The 16,202-nt window shown below is 70.8% G+C and carries 20 protein-coding genes; 15 read left to right on the top strand and 5 right to left on the bottom strand.

Annotation, left to right across the window (positions count from 1 at the left end; translation table 11 throughout):
* The first annotated feature begins 8 nt into the window (after positions 1 to 8).
* Positions 9 to 1,499, top strand: a complete 1,491-nt coding sequence (locus tag Adu01nite_RS30350) for a hypothetical protein (protein ID WP_203731794.1) — start codon at positions 9 to 11, stop codon at positions 1,497 to 1,499.
* Here the strand turns inward: Adu01nite_RS30350 and Adu01nite_RS30345 are convergent.
* Entirely contained in the window at positions 1,480 to 2,685 is a 1,206-nt protein-coding gene (locus Adu01nite_RS30345; protein WP_203731791.1) for an aminotransferase-like domain-containing protein, read from the bottom strand. The two genes, Adu01nite_RS30350 and Adu01nite_RS30345, sit on opposite strands and share 20 nt — an antisense overlap.
* Positions 2,686 to 2,926: 241 nt before the next feature.
* On the opposite strand from Adu01nite_RS30345, the gene Adu01nite_RS30340 reads away from it, so the two are divergent.
* Together Adu01nite_RS30340 and Adu01nite_RS30335 are read left to right on the top strand one after the other, a co-directional pair.
* Positions 2,927 to 3,517: an RNA polymerase sigma factor gene (locus tag Adu01nite_RS30340; RefSeq protein WP_203731789.1), complete on the top strand. Its 591-nt coding sequence runs from the start codon at positions 2,927 to 2,929 to the stop codon at positions 3,515 to 3,517.
* Positions 3,514 to 4,257 (top strand): hypothetical protein, encoded by a 744-nt coding sequence (locus tag Adu01nite_RS30335; RefSeq protein WP_203731787.1) that lies wholly within the window; start codon positions 3,514 to 3,516, stop codon positions 4,255 to 4,257. Before Adu01nite_RS30340 ends, Adu01nite_RS30335 begins: the two co-directional genes overlap by 4 nt.
* Positions 4,258 to 4,316: 59 nt before the next feature.
* Here the strand turns inward: Adu01nite_RS30335 and Adu01nite_RS30330 are convergent, their stop codons facing one another.
* Complete coding sequence (locus tag Adu01nite_RS30330; RefSeq protein ID WP_203731785.1) at positions 4,317 to 4,832, bottom strand: GNAT family N-acetyltransferase; 516 nt, start codon at positions 4,830 to 4,832, stop codon at positions 4,317 to 4,319.
* A 145-nt stretch (positions 4,833 to 4,977) separates the two neighbouring features.
* Between Adu01nite_RS30330 and Adu01nite_RS30325 the strand changes: the two genes are divergently transcribed.
* The 9 genes from Adu01nite_RS30325 to Adu01nite_RS30285 all read left to right on the top strand — a co-directional run bounded on the left by Adu01nite_RS30325 (position 4,978) and on the right by Adu01nite_RS30285 (position 13,276).
* On the top strand, positions 4,978 to 5,973 hold the full coding sequence (locus Adu01nite_RS30325; protein ID WP_203731783.1) for a TIGR03617 family F420-dependent LLM class oxidoreductase: 996 nt from the start codon (positions 4,978 to 4,980) through the stop codon (positions 5,971 to 5,973).
* A 78-nt stretch (positions 5,974 to 6,051) separates the two neighbouring features.
* Positions 6,052 to 6,885 (top strand): CDP-alcohol phosphatidyltransferase family protein, encoded by an 834-nt coding sequence (locus Adu01nite_RS30320; protein ID WP_203731781.1) that lies wholly within the window; start codon positions 6,052 to 6,054, stop codon positions 6,883 to 6,885.
* A gap of 68 nt (positions 6,886 to 6,953) precedes the next feature.
* Complete coding sequence (locus Adu01nite_RS30315; RefSeq protein WP_203731779.1) at positions 6,954 to 7,955, top strand: sulfotransferase family protein; 1,002 nt, start codon at positions 6,954 to 6,956, stop codon at positions 7,953 to 7,955.
* Between the two features lie 59 nt (positions 7,956 to 8,014).
* Positions 8,015 to 8,485 (top strand): hypothetical protein, encoded by a 471-nt coding sequence (locus tag Adu01nite_RS30310; RefSeq protein ID WP_203731777.1) that lies wholly within the window; start codon positions 8,015 to 8,017, stop codon positions 8,483 to 8,485.
* Between the two features lie 102 nt (positions 8,486 to 8,587).
* Positions 8,588 to 9,616, top strand: coding sequence for an efflux RND transporter periplasmic adaptor subunit (locus Adu01nite_RS30305; RefSeq protein WP_203731775.1), 1,029 nt, complete (start codon positions 8,588 to 8,590; stop codon positions 9,614 to 9,616).
* Positions 9,617 to 9,672: 56 nt separating this feature from the next.
* Positions 9,673 to 10,818 carry an efflux RND transporter periplasmic adaptor subunit gene (locus Adu01nite_RS30300; RefSeq protein WP_203731773.1) on the top strand — a complete coding sequence of 382 codons (1,146 nt, stop codon included), beginning with the start codon at positions 9,673 to 9,675 and terminating at the stop codon, positions 10,816 to 10,818.
* Positions 10,818 to 11,534 (top strand): ABC transporter ATP-binding protein, encoded by a 717-nt coding sequence (locus tag Adu01nite_RS30295; protein WP_203731771.1) that lies wholly within the window; start codon positions 10,818 to 10,820, stop codon positions 11,532 to 11,534. The genes Adu01nite_RS30300 and Adu01nite_RS30295 overlap by 1 nt, the downstream gene beginning before the upstream one ends.
* Positions 11,531 to 12,742, top strand: a complete 1,212-nt coding sequence (locus Adu01nite_RS30290) for an ABC transporter permease (RefSeq protein WP_203731769.1) — start codon at positions 11,531 to 11,533, stop codon at positions 12,740 to 12,742. Before Adu01nite_RS30295 ends, Adu01nite_RS30290 begins: the two co-directional genes overlap by 4 nt.
* A 12-nt stretch (positions 12,743 to 12,754) precedes the next feature.
* On the top strand, positions 12,755 to 13,276 hold the full coding sequence (locus tag Adu01nite_RS30285) for a DUF5666 domain-containing protein (protein ID WP_203731767.1): 522 nt from the start codon (positions 12,755 to 12,757) through the stop codon (positions 13,274 to 13,276).
* Between the two features lie 7 nt (positions 13,277 to 13,283).
* Here Adu01nite_RS30285 and Adu01nite_RS30280 read toward each other — a convergent pair whose 3' ends face one another.
* Positions 13,284 to 13,661 (bottom strand): DUF427 domain-containing protein, encoded by a 378-nt coding sequence (locus Adu01nite_RS30280; protein WP_203731765.1) that lies wholly within the window; start codon positions 13,659 to 13,661, stop codon positions 13,284 to 13,286.
* Positions 13,662 to 13,705: 44 nt separating this feature from the next.
* Between Adu01nite_RS30280 and Adu01nite_RS30275 the strand changes: the two genes are divergently transcribed.
* The 3 genes from Adu01nite_RS30275 to Adu01nite_RS30265 all read left to right on the top strand — a co-directional run bounded on the left by Adu01nite_RS30275 (position 13,706) and on the right by Adu01nite_RS30265 (position 15,088).
* Entirely contained in the window at positions 13,706 to 14,173 is a 468-nt protein-coding gene (locus Adu01nite_RS30275) for an aminoacyl-tRNA deacylase (protein ID WP_203731763.1), read from the top strand.
* Positions 14,174 to 14,182: 9 nt separating this feature from the next.
* The gene (locus tag Adu01nite_RS30270) at positions 14,183 to 14,533 is read left to right on the top strand and encodes a UBP-type zinc finger domain-containing protein (protein ID WP_203731761.1); all 351 of its coding nucleotides are present in this window, start codon (positions 14,183 to 14,185) and stop codon (positions 14,531 to 14,533) included.
* Positions 14,534 to 14,623: 90 nt separating this feature from the next.
* Positions 14,624 to 15,088, top strand: coding sequence for a GvpU-like protein (locus Adu01nite_RS30265; protein ID WP_239132804.1), 465 nt, complete (start codon positions 14,624 to 14,626; stop codon positions 15,086 to 15,088).
* Here Adu01nite_RS30265 and Adu01nite_RS30260 read toward each other — a convergent pair.
* Both Adu01nite_RS30260 and Adu01nite_RS30255 read right to left on the bottom strand, forming a co-directional pair.
* A complete protein-coding gene (locus Adu01nite_RS30260) occupies positions 14,986 to 15,468 on the bottom strand; it encodes a DUF6114 domain-containing protein (RefSeq protein ID WP_203731759.1) in 483 nt (160 codons plus the stop codon). The genes Adu01nite_RS30265 and Adu01nite_RS30260 overlap by 103 nt on opposite strands.
* Before the next feature lie 3 nt (positions 15,469 to 15,471).
* Positions 15,472 to 16,104 (bottom strand): DUF6230 family protein, encoded by a 633-nt coding sequence (locus Adu01nite_RS30255; protein WP_203731757.1) that lies wholly within the window; start codon positions 16,102 to 16,104, stop codon positions 15,472 to 15,474.
* Between the last annotated feature and the right edge of the window lie 98 nt (positions 16,105 to 16,202).

Below are 16,202 nucleotides of genomic sequence, written 5' to 3'. Positions count from 1 at the left end.
GACACACGATGCCCGACAGCCCCGACGTTCCCTCGATCCCCGGCCAGCGCGAACCGCACCACGACACGGTGCCGGAAGTCGTCGCGGCCGCGGTGGCCGGTGGCCCGGCTCCCGTTGCTCCCGCGCCGGCCCCGGCGGCCGGGACCGGGTCCGCTCCGGCGGCGGTTGCGGCCGAACTGTCTGCGGCGGAACTCGCGGTGCGGGCGGGTCATAGGTGGGGCGTACGTTTCGTATTGGCCGTTGTCGCTGTTCTTGCCTTGTTCCTGGTCGGTTTGGTGGTTCTCAAGCCGGAATCGGCGCCGGAAGGCGCGGCCGCGGCGGCGGCCAGCGCGGCGCCGGCGCCCTCCTCCGCCGGCCCGGCCACGCCCTACGACCAGGCGGTCGCGGTGCTCAAGGCGCAGGCCGACGCGCTGATCAGCGGGGATGAAGCGGGCTGGATGGGGGCGGTCGACGCGTCCAAGGCCGCGCTGGTGACGAAGTACCGGATGATCTTCCGGAATCTGCGCGGGCTCGGGATCAGTCGTTTCAGCTATCAGCCGGGGCTCGGGAAACCGGTCAAGGGCGACGCGGCCGCGATGGCGATCCGGGTCGACGCGGTCTACTGCTTCGGCGACGACATGTGCCCGGCCAGCGCGGCGACCGAATGGGCCAAACCGCCGCACATCTCGCAGTCGCTGACGCTGCGGGCGGTCGGCGGGCGGTACGTGATCAGTGCGCTGGGGGAGTCGGCCGATGCGGATTTCCATCAGCCGACGCCGTGGGAGAGCACCGATCTCGTCTTCGCGCGCGGTAAGCGGGTGGTTCTCGCGGTCGCCAAGGGGCAGGAGAAGTACCTGGCCAGGGTGCTGCCGGTGGCCGAGCAAGCGGCCGTCGTCGCCGACCGGTACGGCATCCTCAACGGCACCCCGCAGCGTGATTACCGGATCTTCCTGGCCGGGGAGAAGCAGTGGAAGAGCTGGTACGGCGGGGAGAACGACGAGTGGGCGATCGGGCTGGCCCTGCCGCTCAACCGGCGTGGCATCGACGTCATCGTCCGGATGGCCGAGATGGACACCCCGGTCACCCTGCGGACCACCGTGCAGCACGAGCTCGGCCATGTCGTCACGCTGACCGGGGCCTACCAGATGGACGCGGCCGAGGACACCTGGCTCAGCGAGGGCATCGCCGAATACATCGGGTGGCAGCCCAAGGGGGCGGCGCAGAGTTTCCGCAAGTACAGCGTGCGCTGGCAGTTCGACCGGGCCGCGCCGAAGTCGATCGTGCCGGTCCGGCCGGGGCCCAAGGCCCCGGCGCGGGCGGGTGACGCGTTCTACGGGCTGAGCCACTGGGCGGCCGACTGCATGGCGAAGAAGTACGGCGAGCCGAAGCTGTTCACCTTCGTGCGGCTGGTGCTGACCGAGGACAACAGCTACGACCAGGCCTCCCGGGACGCGTACGGGGTTCCGTTCGCGACCGTGGACAAGACCTGCGTGTCCTGGATCAGGCAGCAGGCGTCCTGAGCACCGTCGCCAGCCGGCCCATCCCGGCGGCGATCTCGGCCGGGGTGTGCGTGGTGAACGACAGCCGCATGGTCGCGGTGTCCGGCCGGCCGGCGTAGAACGGCGCACCCGGCACGAACGCCACGTCGGCGGCGAGCGCGGCCGGCAGCAGGGTCGCCGTGTCGATGCCGCCGGGCAGCCGCAGCCAGGCGAACATGCCGCCGTCCGGGTCGGTCCAGGTGCTGCCGGCCGGCGCGGTGGCCGGGATGGCCGCCATCATCGCGTCCCGCCGGGCCCGGTAGGCGTCGCGCAGGCCGGCCAGGTGGGTGTCCAGGTCGGTGGCGGCCAGCCACTCGGCCGCGGCGGCCTGATCGATGGTGGACGTGTGCAGGTCGGCGGCCTGCTTGGCGACGGTCAGCGCGGACCGCAGCGACGCCGGGGTGCGGACCCAGCCCAGCCGCAGCCCGGGCGCGGCGATCTTGGAGAAGCTGCCCAGGTGCAGCACGTGCTCCTCGGCGCCGGGCTGCGCGGCGAGGGCGGGGACCGGCGCACCGCGGTAGCGCAGCTCGCCGTACGGGTCGTCCTCCACCACCCACATGCCGTGCCGGGCGGCCAGGGCCGCGACGGTCGCGCGGCGGTCGAGGCCGAGGGTGCGGCCGGTCGGGTTCGCGAACGTGGGCACCAGGTAGAGCAGCTTCGGCCGCTCGGTGGCGATGACCGCTTCGAGGGCGTCCGGGTCGACGCCGTCCTGGTCGGACGGGACCGTGACGATCCGGCAGCCGGCGAGCTGGAAGCACTGCAGGGCGGCCAGGTAGGTGGGCTCCTCGACGGCGACGACGTCACCGGGGTCGAGCAGGGCGGCCGCGATCAGGGTCAGGGCCTGCTGGGAGCCGGTCGTGACGAGGAGGTCGGCGGCGGTGGTGGGCAGGCCGCGGGCGGTCATCCGGGCCGCCACCAGGGTGCGCAGGGCGAGGTTGCCCTCGGTCGGCGCGTACTGCAGGTTGCGGCGGGCGGCGGGGCCGGACAGTGCCCGGTCGAAGGCGGCCCGGACCCCGTCGAGGTCGAACAGCTCGGGGGCGGGCAGGCCGCCGGCGAACGAGATGACCTCGGGCCGGTCGATCAGGGCGAGCAGGTCGCGGACGGGGGAGCTGGCGACACCGGCGAGGCGCTGGGCGGGCAGCGCGGGGCGGACGGCGGGCTGGGTCATTTTTCGAAACTCCTGGTCAGGCTTGGGATTACTCGCGCATTTGCGGGCGGCCTGGCGGTTGTGCCGGCGGCGCGGGCGCGGACGGGGGCTGCCTGATCGAGGAGCCGCTGCTCACCTTAGCGCTTGTTAAGTGCTGAACGAAGGTTAAGGCCCGCTTGGTGGGCGCCGTCACGTGTGCCATCATCTCGCGCCGTGTGTGACACAAACCGGCCCCCGTGCGCTGAGAGGTTTGGGGGTGGTCATGACGTCTGAGGACGACGAGCTCGCGGCGGTGCTTCCGGCGGCCCGCGCGGGCGACGAAACGGCGTTCCGCATGGTCTACCGGGCCCAGCATCCGGCGCTGCTGCGTTACCTGTCGGTGCTGGTCGGCGCGGATGCGGAGGACGTCGCGTCCGAGGCGTGGCTGCAGATCGCCCGGGACCTGCACTCGTTCCGCGGCGACTGGGACGGCTTCCGCGGCTGGTCGGCGACGATCGCCCGGCACCGCGCCATGGACCACCTGCGCCGCACCCGCCGGCGACCGGTCTCCGCCGTCCCGATCGAGCTGGTCGCGGTCGACCTGATCGCCGCGCAGGACACCGCCGAGCAGGTCCTGGAGATCCTCGGCACCGACGACGCGGTCGCGCTGATCGCGTCGCTGCCGCGCGACCAGGCCGAGGCGGTGATGCTGCGGGCCGTGCTCGGCCTGGACGCGGCGTCGGCCGGCAAGGTCCTCGGCAAGCGGGCCGGTGCCGTGCGCACCGCGGCGTACCGGGGGTTGCGCACGCTCGCCCAGCGATTTCCCGGCCCTGTGACACCCGAACCGGCGACGGCGCTGAGGGGAGTGAGATGAGCATCCACGAGGACCACCGCCCGCTCGACCGGGACACCGCGGAGCTGTTGCTGCGCGGCGACCCGGCAGCTCACCGCACCCATCCCCACCTGGGTGCGGTGCTGACCGCCGCGTCCTCGCCGTCGCCCGGCCGCCACCTGGCCGGCGAGGACGCGGCGGTCGCGGCCTTCGCGGCTGCCCATCTGACATCCCCACGTTCCCGGAGGATCCAGATGCTCAAGACCACCCTGGCGAAGCTCCTCACCGTGAAGGTGCTGGCCGCCGTAGCCGCCCTCAGCGCCGGCGGCGTCGCGGTCGCGGCCGGCACCGGCACGCTCCCCGGCCCGCTGCACAAACCCCACCACCCGCGCCCGCCGGCGTCGGCGTCCGCGTCGCACTCGCCGAAGCCGCACCCGTCCGGCAGTTGGTCGGCCCGGCCCAGCCACTCTGCCTTCCCGGCCGGCGATCTCGCCAAGCTCTGTGCGAAGTGGACGGCCCGCCCCGGCGAACAGCGCGGGCAGGCCCTCGAGGAGCCCGAGTTCGGCAACCTGGTGCAGGAGGCCGGCCGCAAGGACCGCGACCGCGTCGACAACTTCTGCGCCACCCTGCCGAAGCCGTCCGTGAGCGCCGGCAACGGCACCAGCGGCAAGCCCGAACCACGCCCGTCCGGATCCGTTCGCCCCAGCGGATCCGGTAACCCCGGCCCCCGTCCGGCGGACCACCCCAGCGGTACGCCGAACTCCACACGGCCGGGCCGGTGAAAAAGCGTCCGTCCCGGAGCGCCCCCGCTCCGGGACGGACGCCATCACCGTTGCCGCTTTTATTGCAGCTCGCCGGCGAGCAGGTCCATCAGCAGGCCGTCGTGCCAGGTGCCGTCCGGGCCTCGTTCGTAATGGCGCATGACGCCGACCGGGCGGAAGCCGGCCTTCGCGTAGCAGCGGATCGCCGCGTGGTTGTCGGCGGCCGGGTCGATCACCAGGCGGTGGTGGCCGAGGTCGTCGATGAGGTGCCGGGCCAGCGTTCGGACCGTGTCGGTGCCCAGGCCGCGGCCGTGCACCGCCGGGTCGAGGTAGATGTCGATGCCGGCGTGCCGGTAGTCGGGATCCTCTTCCGCGCTCCACTGCACGGCCCCGACCACCCGCTCCTCGAACACGATGGCCAGCACCTGCTTCCCCGGGTCGGCGAGGTCGTCGGTCACCTCGGCGGCCAGATCGTCGCGGCCGCCCCAGCGCCGGTAAACTTCCGGGGCCGCGCGGATCGCGGCCAGCGCCGCAACGTCATCCGGAGCCGCCGCGCGCAGGCGCACGAGAGCGCCCGCCAGATGTGGGTCGGACATGACCGTGAGACTAGGGCCTCGCCGCGATGTTGACTGAATCAATGTTGACGTCAATCACGACGTGTTGATGTGTTGATGTCGTGTTGAGCGTCAACACGTCGGGCAACACGTCGCTGGGGTCGGCTCGGCGTGCTATCACTCTCTGATGCTTGTTGATTTTGCGGCCGGAGTGGCAGCGTCGCCGTTTCAGGTGGAAGAAGCGGCCGTGCAGGCCGAGCGGGACGGCTACGACGGGTTCGGGGCGGCCGAGACGCGGCATGACGTGTTCACCTCGCTCGCGCTGGCGGCTCGTGCCACGGAGACCGTCACGCTGCAGTCGGGGATCGCGGTGGCGTTCGCTCGTAACCCGATGAGCCTTGCCATTCAGGCCAACGATCTGCAGCTCGTCTCCGGTGGGCGGTTTCAGCTCGGGATCGGGTCGCAGGTGCAGCCGCACATCGAGCGGCGGTTCTCGATGCCGTGGAGCAGGCCGGCCGCGCGGATGGCCGAATACGTTGCGGCGGTGCGGGCCATCTGGGAGTGCTGGCGGACCGGGGAACGCCTTGTCTTCCGCGGGGAGTTCTATCGGCACACGCTGATGACCGACTTCTTCAACCCGGGGCCCAATCCGCACGGGAATCCGCCGGTCCTGCTCGCCGCGGTGGGGGAGCGGATGACCGCGGCCGCCGGGCAGGTCGCCGACGGCATGCTGGTGCATCCGCTGACCAGCCCGGACTATCTGCGTGAGCGGACCCTGCCGATCCTGCGGGAGGCCCGCGGCGGGTCGCTCGACGGCTTCCAGCTGGGGCTGAGCGCGTTCGTGGTGCTGGGTGCGGACGAGAAGGCCCGGTCCGAGGCGGAGCGGGCGGTCAAGGGGCAGATCGCGTTCTACGCGTCCACCCCGGCGTACCGGCCGGTGCTCGAGCTGCACGGCTGGGGTGAGCTCGCCGACCAGCTCAACGGGCTGTCCCGGCGGCAGGCCTGGGCCGAGATGAGCGCGCTGATCACCGACGACGTGCTCGACACGTTCGCGGTCGCCGGGGACGTGCCGCGAGGGCTGCGCGACCGGTTCGGTGAGACCATCGACCGGATCTCGTTCTACACGCCCTACCCGGTCGCGCCGGAGCTGCTGAACGGCGTACGCGACGCATTGCGCGCCTGACCCACCGTTACCAAGCTGTGAGCACCTTGTCGGCCGATTTAGTGTTAATTCGGGCATTTGGGTTGCTTTGATGTCGGGATGCGTAGGGATTCGCTCGCCGAGGTCCGTGGTCGTACCTGCAAACCGCTCGATGCGTGGTGGACCGTTCTGCTGGTCGACCCGTACGCGGTGCGCCTGGTCCGGTTGGTCTCGCCCTGGCGGTGGGTGACCCCGAACCGGCTCACCGCGTTGTCCGCCGTCCTCGGCCTGGGCGCCGCGATCTGTTTCGTGGCGCCCGGCCGGTGGTGGCCGGCGGCCGGCGCGCTGCTGTTCCACCTGGCCTTCGTGGCCGACTGCATGGACGGCAAGCTGGCCCGGCTGCGCGGCGACGGCTCGCTGTTCGGCGCGTGGTGCGACTTCATGCTCGATCGGGTGCGCGCCATCGTCTGCGCGGCCGCCCTGATGGGCGGGCAGTACCTGCGCACCGGCGAGGTCCGCTACCTGTGGCTGGTCGCGCTGGTGATCGCCGTCGACCTGATGCGCTATCTCAACGGCGGTCAGGTGGCGCAGGTGCGCGAGGCCGCGCTGCAGGGACGGACGGCGTACGCCATAGGGGCTGAATCTCGCCGTGGCCGGCTGAAGACCGCCCTGGCGGCCCGGCGCATTCGCGTGCATCTGTTCAGCGGCATCGAGTTCGAGATGACGGTGTTCGTGATCGGCCCGCTCATCGGCCTGGTCGGCGGGGCGGCTCTCATCGGCGGTGCCGCCCTCGCCGCGGCGGCACTGCTGGTGATTTTCGAACTACGCCTGGTGCACCACTTGTGGCTGGTCACGCGCTTGTCGCCGGTTCATAGCGTCCCGACAGCGTCCGGATCTGTGAGGCACAGCATGTCGCCCGAAGCTTCACTCATCAGGCAGCCGGCCGGCGGCTGAGTGGTCCGCCCCCACCAGGGCCAAGGGTACGAATCCGAGAAGCGGCATACGAGCAAAAGGTGTGCGCCATGCCTACAGATCGCCCGGTTTTTGTCGTCGGCTGTCCCCGGTCGGGGACCACGATGCTGCAACTGATGCTGCACGCGCATCCGCGGATCGCGCTCCCACCGGAGAACCGGTTCGTGCTGTCGGCCTACCAGCGGCGGCACGAGTTCGGCGACCTGCGCGACCCGGAACGCCGCCGCGACCTGGCCGAGTGGATCGTCAAGACCGCCCAGTTCGGCGACCTCGGTCTGGACCCGCAGCAGGTGATCGACGCGATCGTCGGCGCACCCCCCACCCTCGGCTCGGCCATCGGAACCGTGTTCCGCCTCTACGCCCAGCGCTTCGGCAAGCCGCGCTGGGGCGACAAGCGGCCGGCCTACCTGCGCAACCTGCCGATGCTGCTGCGGATGTTCCCGGACGCGCAGATCGTCAACATCATCCGCGACGGCCGGGACTGCGTGGCCTCCCTCAAGGAGGCGCCGTGGAGCTCGGCCGACATCGGTGACCACATCACGTCCTGGGCGCGCTCGGCCGACGCGTCGCTGCGGGCCGCCCGCCGCTACGCCCCGGACACCTACTACACGGTCCGCTACGAGGACCTGGTCGCCGACCCCGAGAGCCACCTGCGGAAACTGTGCCGGTTCCTGGGCGAGGACTACGACCCGGCGATGGCCCGCCCCGACTCGGTGGCCTGCCTGGCGGTCCCCGAGTACAAGACCTGGCACACCCGCACGCACCAGAGCGTCACCACCGAACGGGTACGCAGCTGGCAGCAGCGGCTGACCACCACCGAGATCGAACGCTGCGAAGCGGTGTTCGGGACCCGGCTCAGCCGCTTCGGATACGAGCAGTCGACGTTCGCCACGCCCACCACCGCCGACCGGGTGGACCGGGTCCGGATCGCCACGTGCGACCGGCTCGCCCCCGTGCGGGGCATGGCCGACGACGTACGGGCGGTGGTGCGCAACGGGCGCCGCGAACCCGTCATCGCTGCCCGGCTGACCAGCGGCCAGCGCCTTCGCTGAGCCGTCCTACCCCCCTCGTGCCGCGGCGCGATGCCGCGGCCGGTCGATGAGGAGTACCTGTGTCCGTAACCGCCGTTCTGACCCGTAACCGGCGCCTGGCGGCCGGCCTGCTCACCGCGATGACGGTGGCGACCCTGGCCGCCTGTGGTTCCAGCGACGACTCCAGCGGCGACACCAGCAACACCGGCACCAGCAACAACGGCGGTGGCGGCAACAACAGCGGGTTCGCCGCCTACATCCAGTGCCTCTCGACGAACGGTGTCACGATCACGATGCCGTCCGGCGGTCCGGGTGGCGGCAACGGCGGCACCCGGCCGTCGGGCGCACCGGACGGTGGCAACGGCGGCACCCCGCCGTCGGGCGCACCGGGTGGCGGTAACGGTGGCACCCCGCCGAGCGGTGGCGCCATGCCGTCCGGTGGCCCGGGCGGCGGCGGTGGCCGCGAGATCAGCAAGCCGGACGGCGTGGACGACGCGACCTGGACGAAGGCCACCGAGGCCTGCGCCAGCCAGAAGCCGTCCACGAACTGACGCACGAGCGGGCGCGGCCCTTGGCCCCCGGGGGCCGCGCCCTCCCACTTCTTCCGCCGAACCGTCCCCGCGCGGCCTTCCTGACCGGGAAAATCCGGATTCGTGAGGAAAAGGTGGATTGCCCTGGGCCTGGCGGTCGTCGCGGCCGGGGCCGGCGTCACGTCGGCGGTGCTCAGCAAGGACGACGGCGGCGACCCGAAGGCGGCGCTGTCCACCGTCGCGGTGGACACCGGTGCGGTCGCGGTCAGCGTGGCCGCCACCGGGACGGTGCAGGCCAGCCTGACCCGGACCCTGTCGTTCACCGTCGACGGGACGGTCGCGGCGGTCAACGTCCGGGCCGGCAGCAAGGTCAAGGCCGGGGCCGAGCTCGCCACGGTCGACAAGGACGACGCCACCGACGCGGTGAGCGACGCCAAGGAGAGCCTCGCCGACGCCGAGGATCAGTTGGCGACGGCAAAAGCGTCGCCTTCGCCGTCCGCCTCGGTCGGGGTGCGCGCGGGGCAGGGTGGCAACACGTCGGTCAGCGGCACCGACGCGATCTACACCGCGCAACAGCGGGTCAACGCGGCCGAGTCCGCTCTCGCCGAGGCCAAGGAGGCCCTCGCGGGCGCGGCGATCACCGCGCCGATCGCCGGCACGATCATGTCGGTGAGCGGTCAGGTCGGCAGTCAGGTCAACTCCGGCTCCACCTTCATCACCCTTGCCGACACGTACGCCATGCAGGTCTCCGCCTCGTTCCCGGAGGCGGACGCCGGCGCGGTCGCCACCGGCCAGGCCGCCGCCGTCACCCTGGCCGACCGGGTGGGCGAGGAGTTCGCGGCGAAGGTCGCCCAGGTCGACCCGGTCGGCACCGATGACGGCACCCTGGTCACCTACGGGGTGCTGCTCTCCTTCACCAAGCAGCCGGCCGACCTGCTGGTCGGGCAGAGCGCGTCGGTCGAGGTCACCACCGGCTCGGTGGCGTCGACGCTGCGGGTGCCGTCGACCGCCGTGCACGACGTAGGCACGGTTCTCGTGTCCAACGATGGCAGGACCACCAAGCGCGACGTGCAGGTCGGGCTGCGCGGCGGCCAGTACACCCAGATCCTCTCCGGGCTGACCGAGAACGAGCTGGTCGTACGCTCCTGGTAGCCGAGGTTTTCTCCGGTTTCGCCGCGATGGACCGCTATGGCCGGTAAACATGAGGCGTGCGCCGGGTTCCCAGCCTTCTGGTCAATCTCGCCCTCGCCGTGCTCGCGCTCGGCGCGGTCGGCTGGTCGATCCTGCTCGTCCGGGACACCGGCACCACCACGACGAAGGCGTCGTCCGGTTCGCGGACGGTGACCGTCGCGCAGGGCACGGTCACCGCGACCGTCGCCGCCACCGGCACCCTGGCCACGGCCAGTACGGCGAGCGCCAGCTTCGAGACGTCCGGCACGGTCACCGCGGTCTACACGAAGGTCGGCCAGTCGGTGAAGTCGGGCCAGTTGCTCGCCAAGGTCGGGTCGGCCGCCGCCCAGCGTGCTCTGGCCCTGGCCGAGGCCAACCTGGACGCCGCGCAGGATGCCCTCGCCCGGGCCAGGACGGCCGGCTCGGACACCACCACCGCCGCGAACAACGTCACCACCGCGAAGCTGGCGGTCGAGGACGCGCAGGCGGATGTGGCCGGCACGAAACTGACCGCCCCGATGGCCGGCACGGTGATCGCGGTGAACGGGACGGTCGGGTCGTCGACGTCCGGTTCGTCGTCGTCCGGCGGCGCGGGCGGGTCGACCAGCAGCTCCAGCGGCAGCTCCGGCTTCGTGGAGATCGCCGACCTGGACGAGTTGCAGGTCAGCGCGTCCTTCGGCGAGGCGGATGCGACCAAGCTGAAGGCCGGGCAGGCGGCCACGATCACCTGGGACGCGCTCAGCGGCGCCACCGCCACCGGCAAGGTGCTCGGCATCGACCCGTCCGCGACCACCAGCAACAGCGTCGTCACCTACGGCGTCACGGCCAGCATCGGGACGCTGCCGGACGGCGCGAAACCCGGTCAGTCGGTCACGGTCACCGTCACCACCGGCACGGCGGCCGATGCGGTGTACGTCAACTCGGCGGCCGTCACCGTTTCCGGCACCCGGTACACGGTGACCGTGGTCGGCACCGACGGCACCACCGAGACCCGGACGGTCAAGGTCGGCGTGCAGGGCGACGACGCCTACCAGATCACCGACGGCCTCACCGTGGGGGAGAAGGTCGTCGTCCCCGAGACGTCGAGCTCCACTTCCACCTCCAGCAGCCAGGACGGCCCGGGCAGCGGCTTCGGCACCGGCAGTGGCGGCGGCGCCCCCGGCGGGGGCGGGGGACCGCCCTGATGCATCCGGTCCTCGACGTCCGGTCGGTCACCAAGGTGTACGGCGAGGGCGACACCACCGTGCACGCACTGCGCGGGGTGTCGGTCACCGTCGCGCGCGGCGAGTACGTGGCGATCATGGGCTCGTCCGGGTCCGGCAAGTCGACGCTGATGAACATCCTCGGCTGCCTCGACATCCCCAGCGCCGGCCGCTACCTGCTGGACAGCGTGGACGTCTCCCGGCTCACCGACCGGCAGCTCGCGCTCGTCCGGAACCGGCTGATCGGGTTCGTCTTCCAGTCGTTCAACCTGATCCCGCGGACGTCGGCGCTGGCCAATGTGGAGCTCCCGCTCGCCTACGCCGGGGTGCATGCGAAGGAACGGCGCCGGCGGGCGATGCGGGCCCTGGAGACGGTCGGGCTCGCCGACCGGCACGACCACGAACCCAACCAGCTCTCCGGCGGCCAGCAGCAGCGGGTCGCGGTGGCCCGGGCCCTGGTCACCGAGCCGGCCCTGCTGCTCGCCGACGAACCCACCGGAAATCTGGACAGTCACTCCACCGACGACGTACTGACCGTCTTCGACGAGTTGCGGGCCGCCGGTCGTACCATCGTCCTGATCACCCACGAGCCCGAGGTCGGAGCCCGGGCCGACCGGCTGATCAAGCTCTTCGATGGTCAGATCGAGTCCGACGTCCGCCAGGAGGCCGTCGGCCGGCACGCGGTGGGAGCCCGGTGAACACTTTCGAGATCATCCGATTCGCGCTACGCGGCATCGCCGTGAACAAGCTGCGGTCATCCCTGACCATGCTCGGCATCCTGATCGGTGTCGCCGCGGTGATCCTGCTGGTGGCGGTCGGCAACGGTTCGGCCAAGCAGATCAGCGACCGGATCTCGGCGCTGGGCACCAACACGCTCACCGTGATGAGCACCAGCCGCAACGCCACCGGCAGCAGCGGCCTCACCCTGAAGATCGCCGACGCACTCGACGACCCGGTGCTCGCGCCGGACGTGAAGTCGGTGTCGCCGGTGGTCAGCACGTCGACGACGATCGCCTACGGCAGCACCTCGCACGACGTGAGCTCGTTCGTCGGCACCACGCCCAGCTACTTCACCGCGTCGAACACGCCGGTGCAGACCGGGTCGGCGTTCAGCGCCGACGACAACAGCCAGGGCCGGCGGGTGGTGGTGATCGGGCAGACCGTCGCCGAGGATCTGTTCGCCGGCGAGGACCCGGTCGGCCAGCAGGTCACCGTGGGCGGCGCGCTGTTCACCGTGGTCGGGGTGCTCGCCGAGAAGAGCGAGTCGACCGGCCAGTCGGACGCCAACGACGTGGCGATCGCGCCGATCATCGCGGTCCGGCAGGTCCTCACCGGCTACGGCGCGCTCAGCTCGATCCTGGTCGAGGCGGCCAACTCCGGCATGGTCGCCACCGTGCAGTCCGAGGTCGCCACGATCCTGGACCAGCGGATGACCGCCGCCACGTCGTCGACGAGCTCGACCAGCACGCCGTACCGGATCCGCAGCGCCTCGCAGCTCCTGGAGACGCAGACCGAGACGGCCGACACGTTCACCACACTGCTCGGTGCGGTCGCCGCGATCAGCCTGCTGGTCGGCGGGATCGGCATCACCAACATCATGCTGGTCACGGTCACCGAGCGGACCCGGGAGATCGGCATCCGCAAGGCGCTCGGCGCGCCGCGGCGGGTGATCCTCACCCAGTTCATGATCGAGGCGACCCTGCTCAGCTTCCTCGGCGGCGCGCTCGGCGTGGCTGCCGCGCTGATCGGCGCCCATTTCACCATCGCCGGGGTGAAACCCCTGGTGGTGCCCAGCTCGGTGGCGCTCGCCCTCGGGGTCTCCGTGGTGATCGGCATGTTCTTCGGCGGCCTGCCCGCCGCCCGGGCCGCCCGGCTGCGGCCCATCGACGCGCTCCGGTACGAGTAAGAGGGGTCCTTCATGAGCAGCGACAGCGACACCGAGGTGCTGGAGGGGGTCACCGAGGAACCCCCGGACAACACCGACCTGCCCCGGGAGCTGTCGTCGGCGGCGCCCCGCCGGTGGTCGAACAAGGCCACGCCGGCGCTGCTCGGCGTGTTTCTGCTGGCTGGTGGCTTCCTCGGCGGCGTCGTGGTGCAGAAGCACTGGGGGAAGACGGCGACGGCAGGTTCGACCGCGTCGTCCGCCACTCGCTCTGGCGGGCAGATGCCGGGCGGGATGGGCGCGTCCGGCGGGCCCGGCGGGGGTTTCAATCCTGGTGGAGGAGGAAACGCCACCACCGGCACGCTCAAGTCGATCACGGCTGGTGCGCTGACCATGCAGACCGCGGCCGGCAAGACGGTCACCGTGACCATCGGCGAGTCCACCAAGATCCAGCAGACGACGACCCTGGCCACGCTGAAGGCCGGTCAGTCCCTGTCGGTGCAGGGCGCCACGGCCACCGACGGCTCGATCACGGCGACGTCGGTGACCGCGTCCTGAGACTGCGTTACTGCTGGACCTCGATCGAGTCGACCCGGCCGGTCCAGAACGCGACGTGGCCGGCGATCTCGGCCACCGCCTCGTGCGGCTTCGAGTATTCCCACACAGCGTCGACGGCCTGGTCGCCGCCGGCCGGGATCGACCAGTAGCTGGCGTCGCCCTTGAACGGGCAGTAGCTCTCGGTGGCCGTACGCTCCAGAAGGTTTTGATCGACATCGGCCAGCGGCACGTACTGCACCGGCGGGTAGGTCGACTCCTGCAGGGTGAGGGCGTTGCGGCTGTCGGCGACGACCTTGCCGCCGGCGGTCACCACGACCCGGCCGGCGGTGGGGGTGATGGTGATCGGGTGGTTCGGCCCGGGCTGAAGAACCGGCTTGTCAGACATACGTGAAACCTACTCCGGTCGGACCGGTGGCTATCGTTGATCACATGCCCGGACCAGCCGAACAGGCCGCCATCACGCTCGGAGTCGCCCACCGTGTGCTGCATCACGGGCCGGTGTCGAGCGTCGCCGAGGCCGCCGCCGCGCAGGGCGTGGAGATCCAGGACCTGGTCAAGACGATCGTGGTGCGGCGGGCCGAGGGCGAGTACGTTTTCGTGCTCGTCCCGGGCGACCGGCAGATCTCCTGGCCCAAGCTGCGTGCCCTGCTCGGCGTCAACCGGCTGTCGCTGCCGGACGCGGCCACCGCCAAGGAGGCCACCGGCTACGAGCGCGGCACGATCACCCCGTTCGGCTCGGCGAAGCCGTGGCCGGTGATCGCCGACACCCGCACCGAGGGCCGGACGATCAACCTGGGGGCGGGGGAGCGCGGCGTCGGACTGCAGGTGGCGGCGGACGAAGCGGTGGCCGCCCTGGCCGGTACGTTCGCGGATGTCACCGACGAAAGCGTGCGGTAGGTTTCCCCCGTGACGAGCGACGACCCGATTCAGCCCGACGTCCCACCGTCCGGCACCGGCTGCGTGGAGTGCCTCGACGGCAGCGGCTGGTGGTTCCACCTGCGCCGCTGCGCGCAGTGCGGCCACATCGGCTGCTGTGACACCTCCCCGTCGCAGCACGCCACCGCGCACTGGAAGGAGACCGGTCACCCGGTCATCCAGTCCTTCGAGCCGGGCGAGGACTGGTTCTGGGACTACGCGACCGAGGAGGCCGGCAGCGGCCCGCAGCTGGCCCCGGCCGACAGCCGCCCGGCGGATCAGCCGGTTCCCGGCCCGGCCGGCGCGGTCCCGCACGACTGGCGCCACCACCTGCACTCCTGAGAAGTTCTCCCGGTTTCCGTCCGGCGCCCCGCCCGGCTGTCCTAGAGTCGGTCGGGGAGCCTGACACGGGGGTGCATGGTGTCCGATCCGATGCTCGATACGCTGATGAGCCGTTCCGACTGGAGCGAGCCGGACAGTGTCCTGGGGACGTACGTGGCCCAGATGGACCGTCTGATCAAACCGCAGGAGCCGGGGGTGCCGCTCACCCTGACCGTGCACGGCCTGCTGGTCAGCGGTGACCTGATCCCGCAGTGGCAGTGGTTCGCCGAGGTCAGCGAGATGGACGACTACGAGGACGCCTTCTACACCGGCATGGCCGAGCACATGAAGGAACAGTCCGACCTCGCCCACGACGCGATCCGGCAGCGGGACATCGGCGGTGAGGTGACCCACCGCCAGATGAGCGCGCTGCTGGCCCCGACGAAATACATCCACCTGCGCAATACCCGGATCTACTCGCCGGACAACACTCCCGGTGAGGGACGCCTGTGGCGCGGGAGGCTCTGCGACGTGTCCGGCTGGACCCCCGGCGTACTCGTAGCTTCCGGATCTTGATCTTCTTCTTCAATCGGCGGCAGAACAGCCTTGTGTTTCGTCGGTGACCAGGCGAAGGCCAGGGCACTGCCGACCACGCCGAGCACGATGCCGAAGATGAAGCCGCCCAGGTTCGACGTGATCCAGGACGAGATCGCCAGGATCGCGGCGACCAGCGCGTAGAACACGTGTTGCTGCGGGTTGAAGATCATCAGGCCGCCGAGCACGGCGAGCAGGATCGGCAGCAGGTAGCCGATGAAGCCCTGCATGCCGACGTGAATGATGATCGGCAACGGGGCCATCACGGTCAGGAAGATCTCGAGTCCGGCCACGAAGACGAGCAGCCCGCCCCAGAAGGGACGGGCGTGCCGCCAGCGCCAGAAGGCGGAGCGTTCCGGCATTTCTCAGCAGCCGTCCGAGGAGAACGACATCCGCAGGTGCGGCAGGGTGAACTTGGCGGCCGTGGTCGCGTAGTTGTTCTGCCACAGATTCTTGATCACGACCGAGTCGGCCTGCTGACCGAACACGTAGTCCGGGCCGACGACCTGCTGGCCGGTATTCGGGTTCCTCACCTTGTTGAACTCGCCGGCGTCGCCACCGACCTCGATATTGGTGAAGTCGGCGTTGCCGTTGATCTGGTCGGAGTCGACGACCAGCGCCTTGGCCGACACCGGGGTGCCGGCGTCACCGGCGGTGATCTTCAGGTAGGCGCCGCCGAGCGAGACGCTCTGGCAGAGCTTGGTCAGCGTCGCGCTGTTGATCGCCGACACGATGAGGACCTTCTGCCCGCCCTCGTCGGCCAGGTTCGGGTTGCCTTCACGCGTGGTGTCCAGCGTCGCGAACTGCTCGAAGCCCTGCCCGTTCAGCTCGTCGGCGGCGACCACGAACGGCATGCCGGAGATCGAGAAGTTCGCGGCGAGCACGCCCTGGGCGGTCAGGGCCATCAGGCCCCCGGTGGCCACCGCGGTCAGGCCGAACATCACGCCGAAGCGCCGCCAGCGGACACCGCCGGCGGAAGCGTCGTCCGGTGCAGTCATCAGAAACTCCCTTGTGTGCCATAAACAAATAGGCGTATCGAAATTGTGGCTCACGAACAACGACATTATGTAAAGGCCGCTGTCTATGTATCTGGCCG

The sequence above is a fragment of the Paractinoplanes durhamensis genome, assembly GCF_016862175.1.
Classification (GTDB): Bacteria; Actinomycetota; Actinomycetes; order Mycobacteriales; family Micromonosporaceae; genus Actinoplanes; species Actinoplanes durhamensis.
The sequence above is the reverse complement of the archived record's forward strand: the minus strand, read 5'-3'. Positions and strand labels throughout refer to the sequence as shown.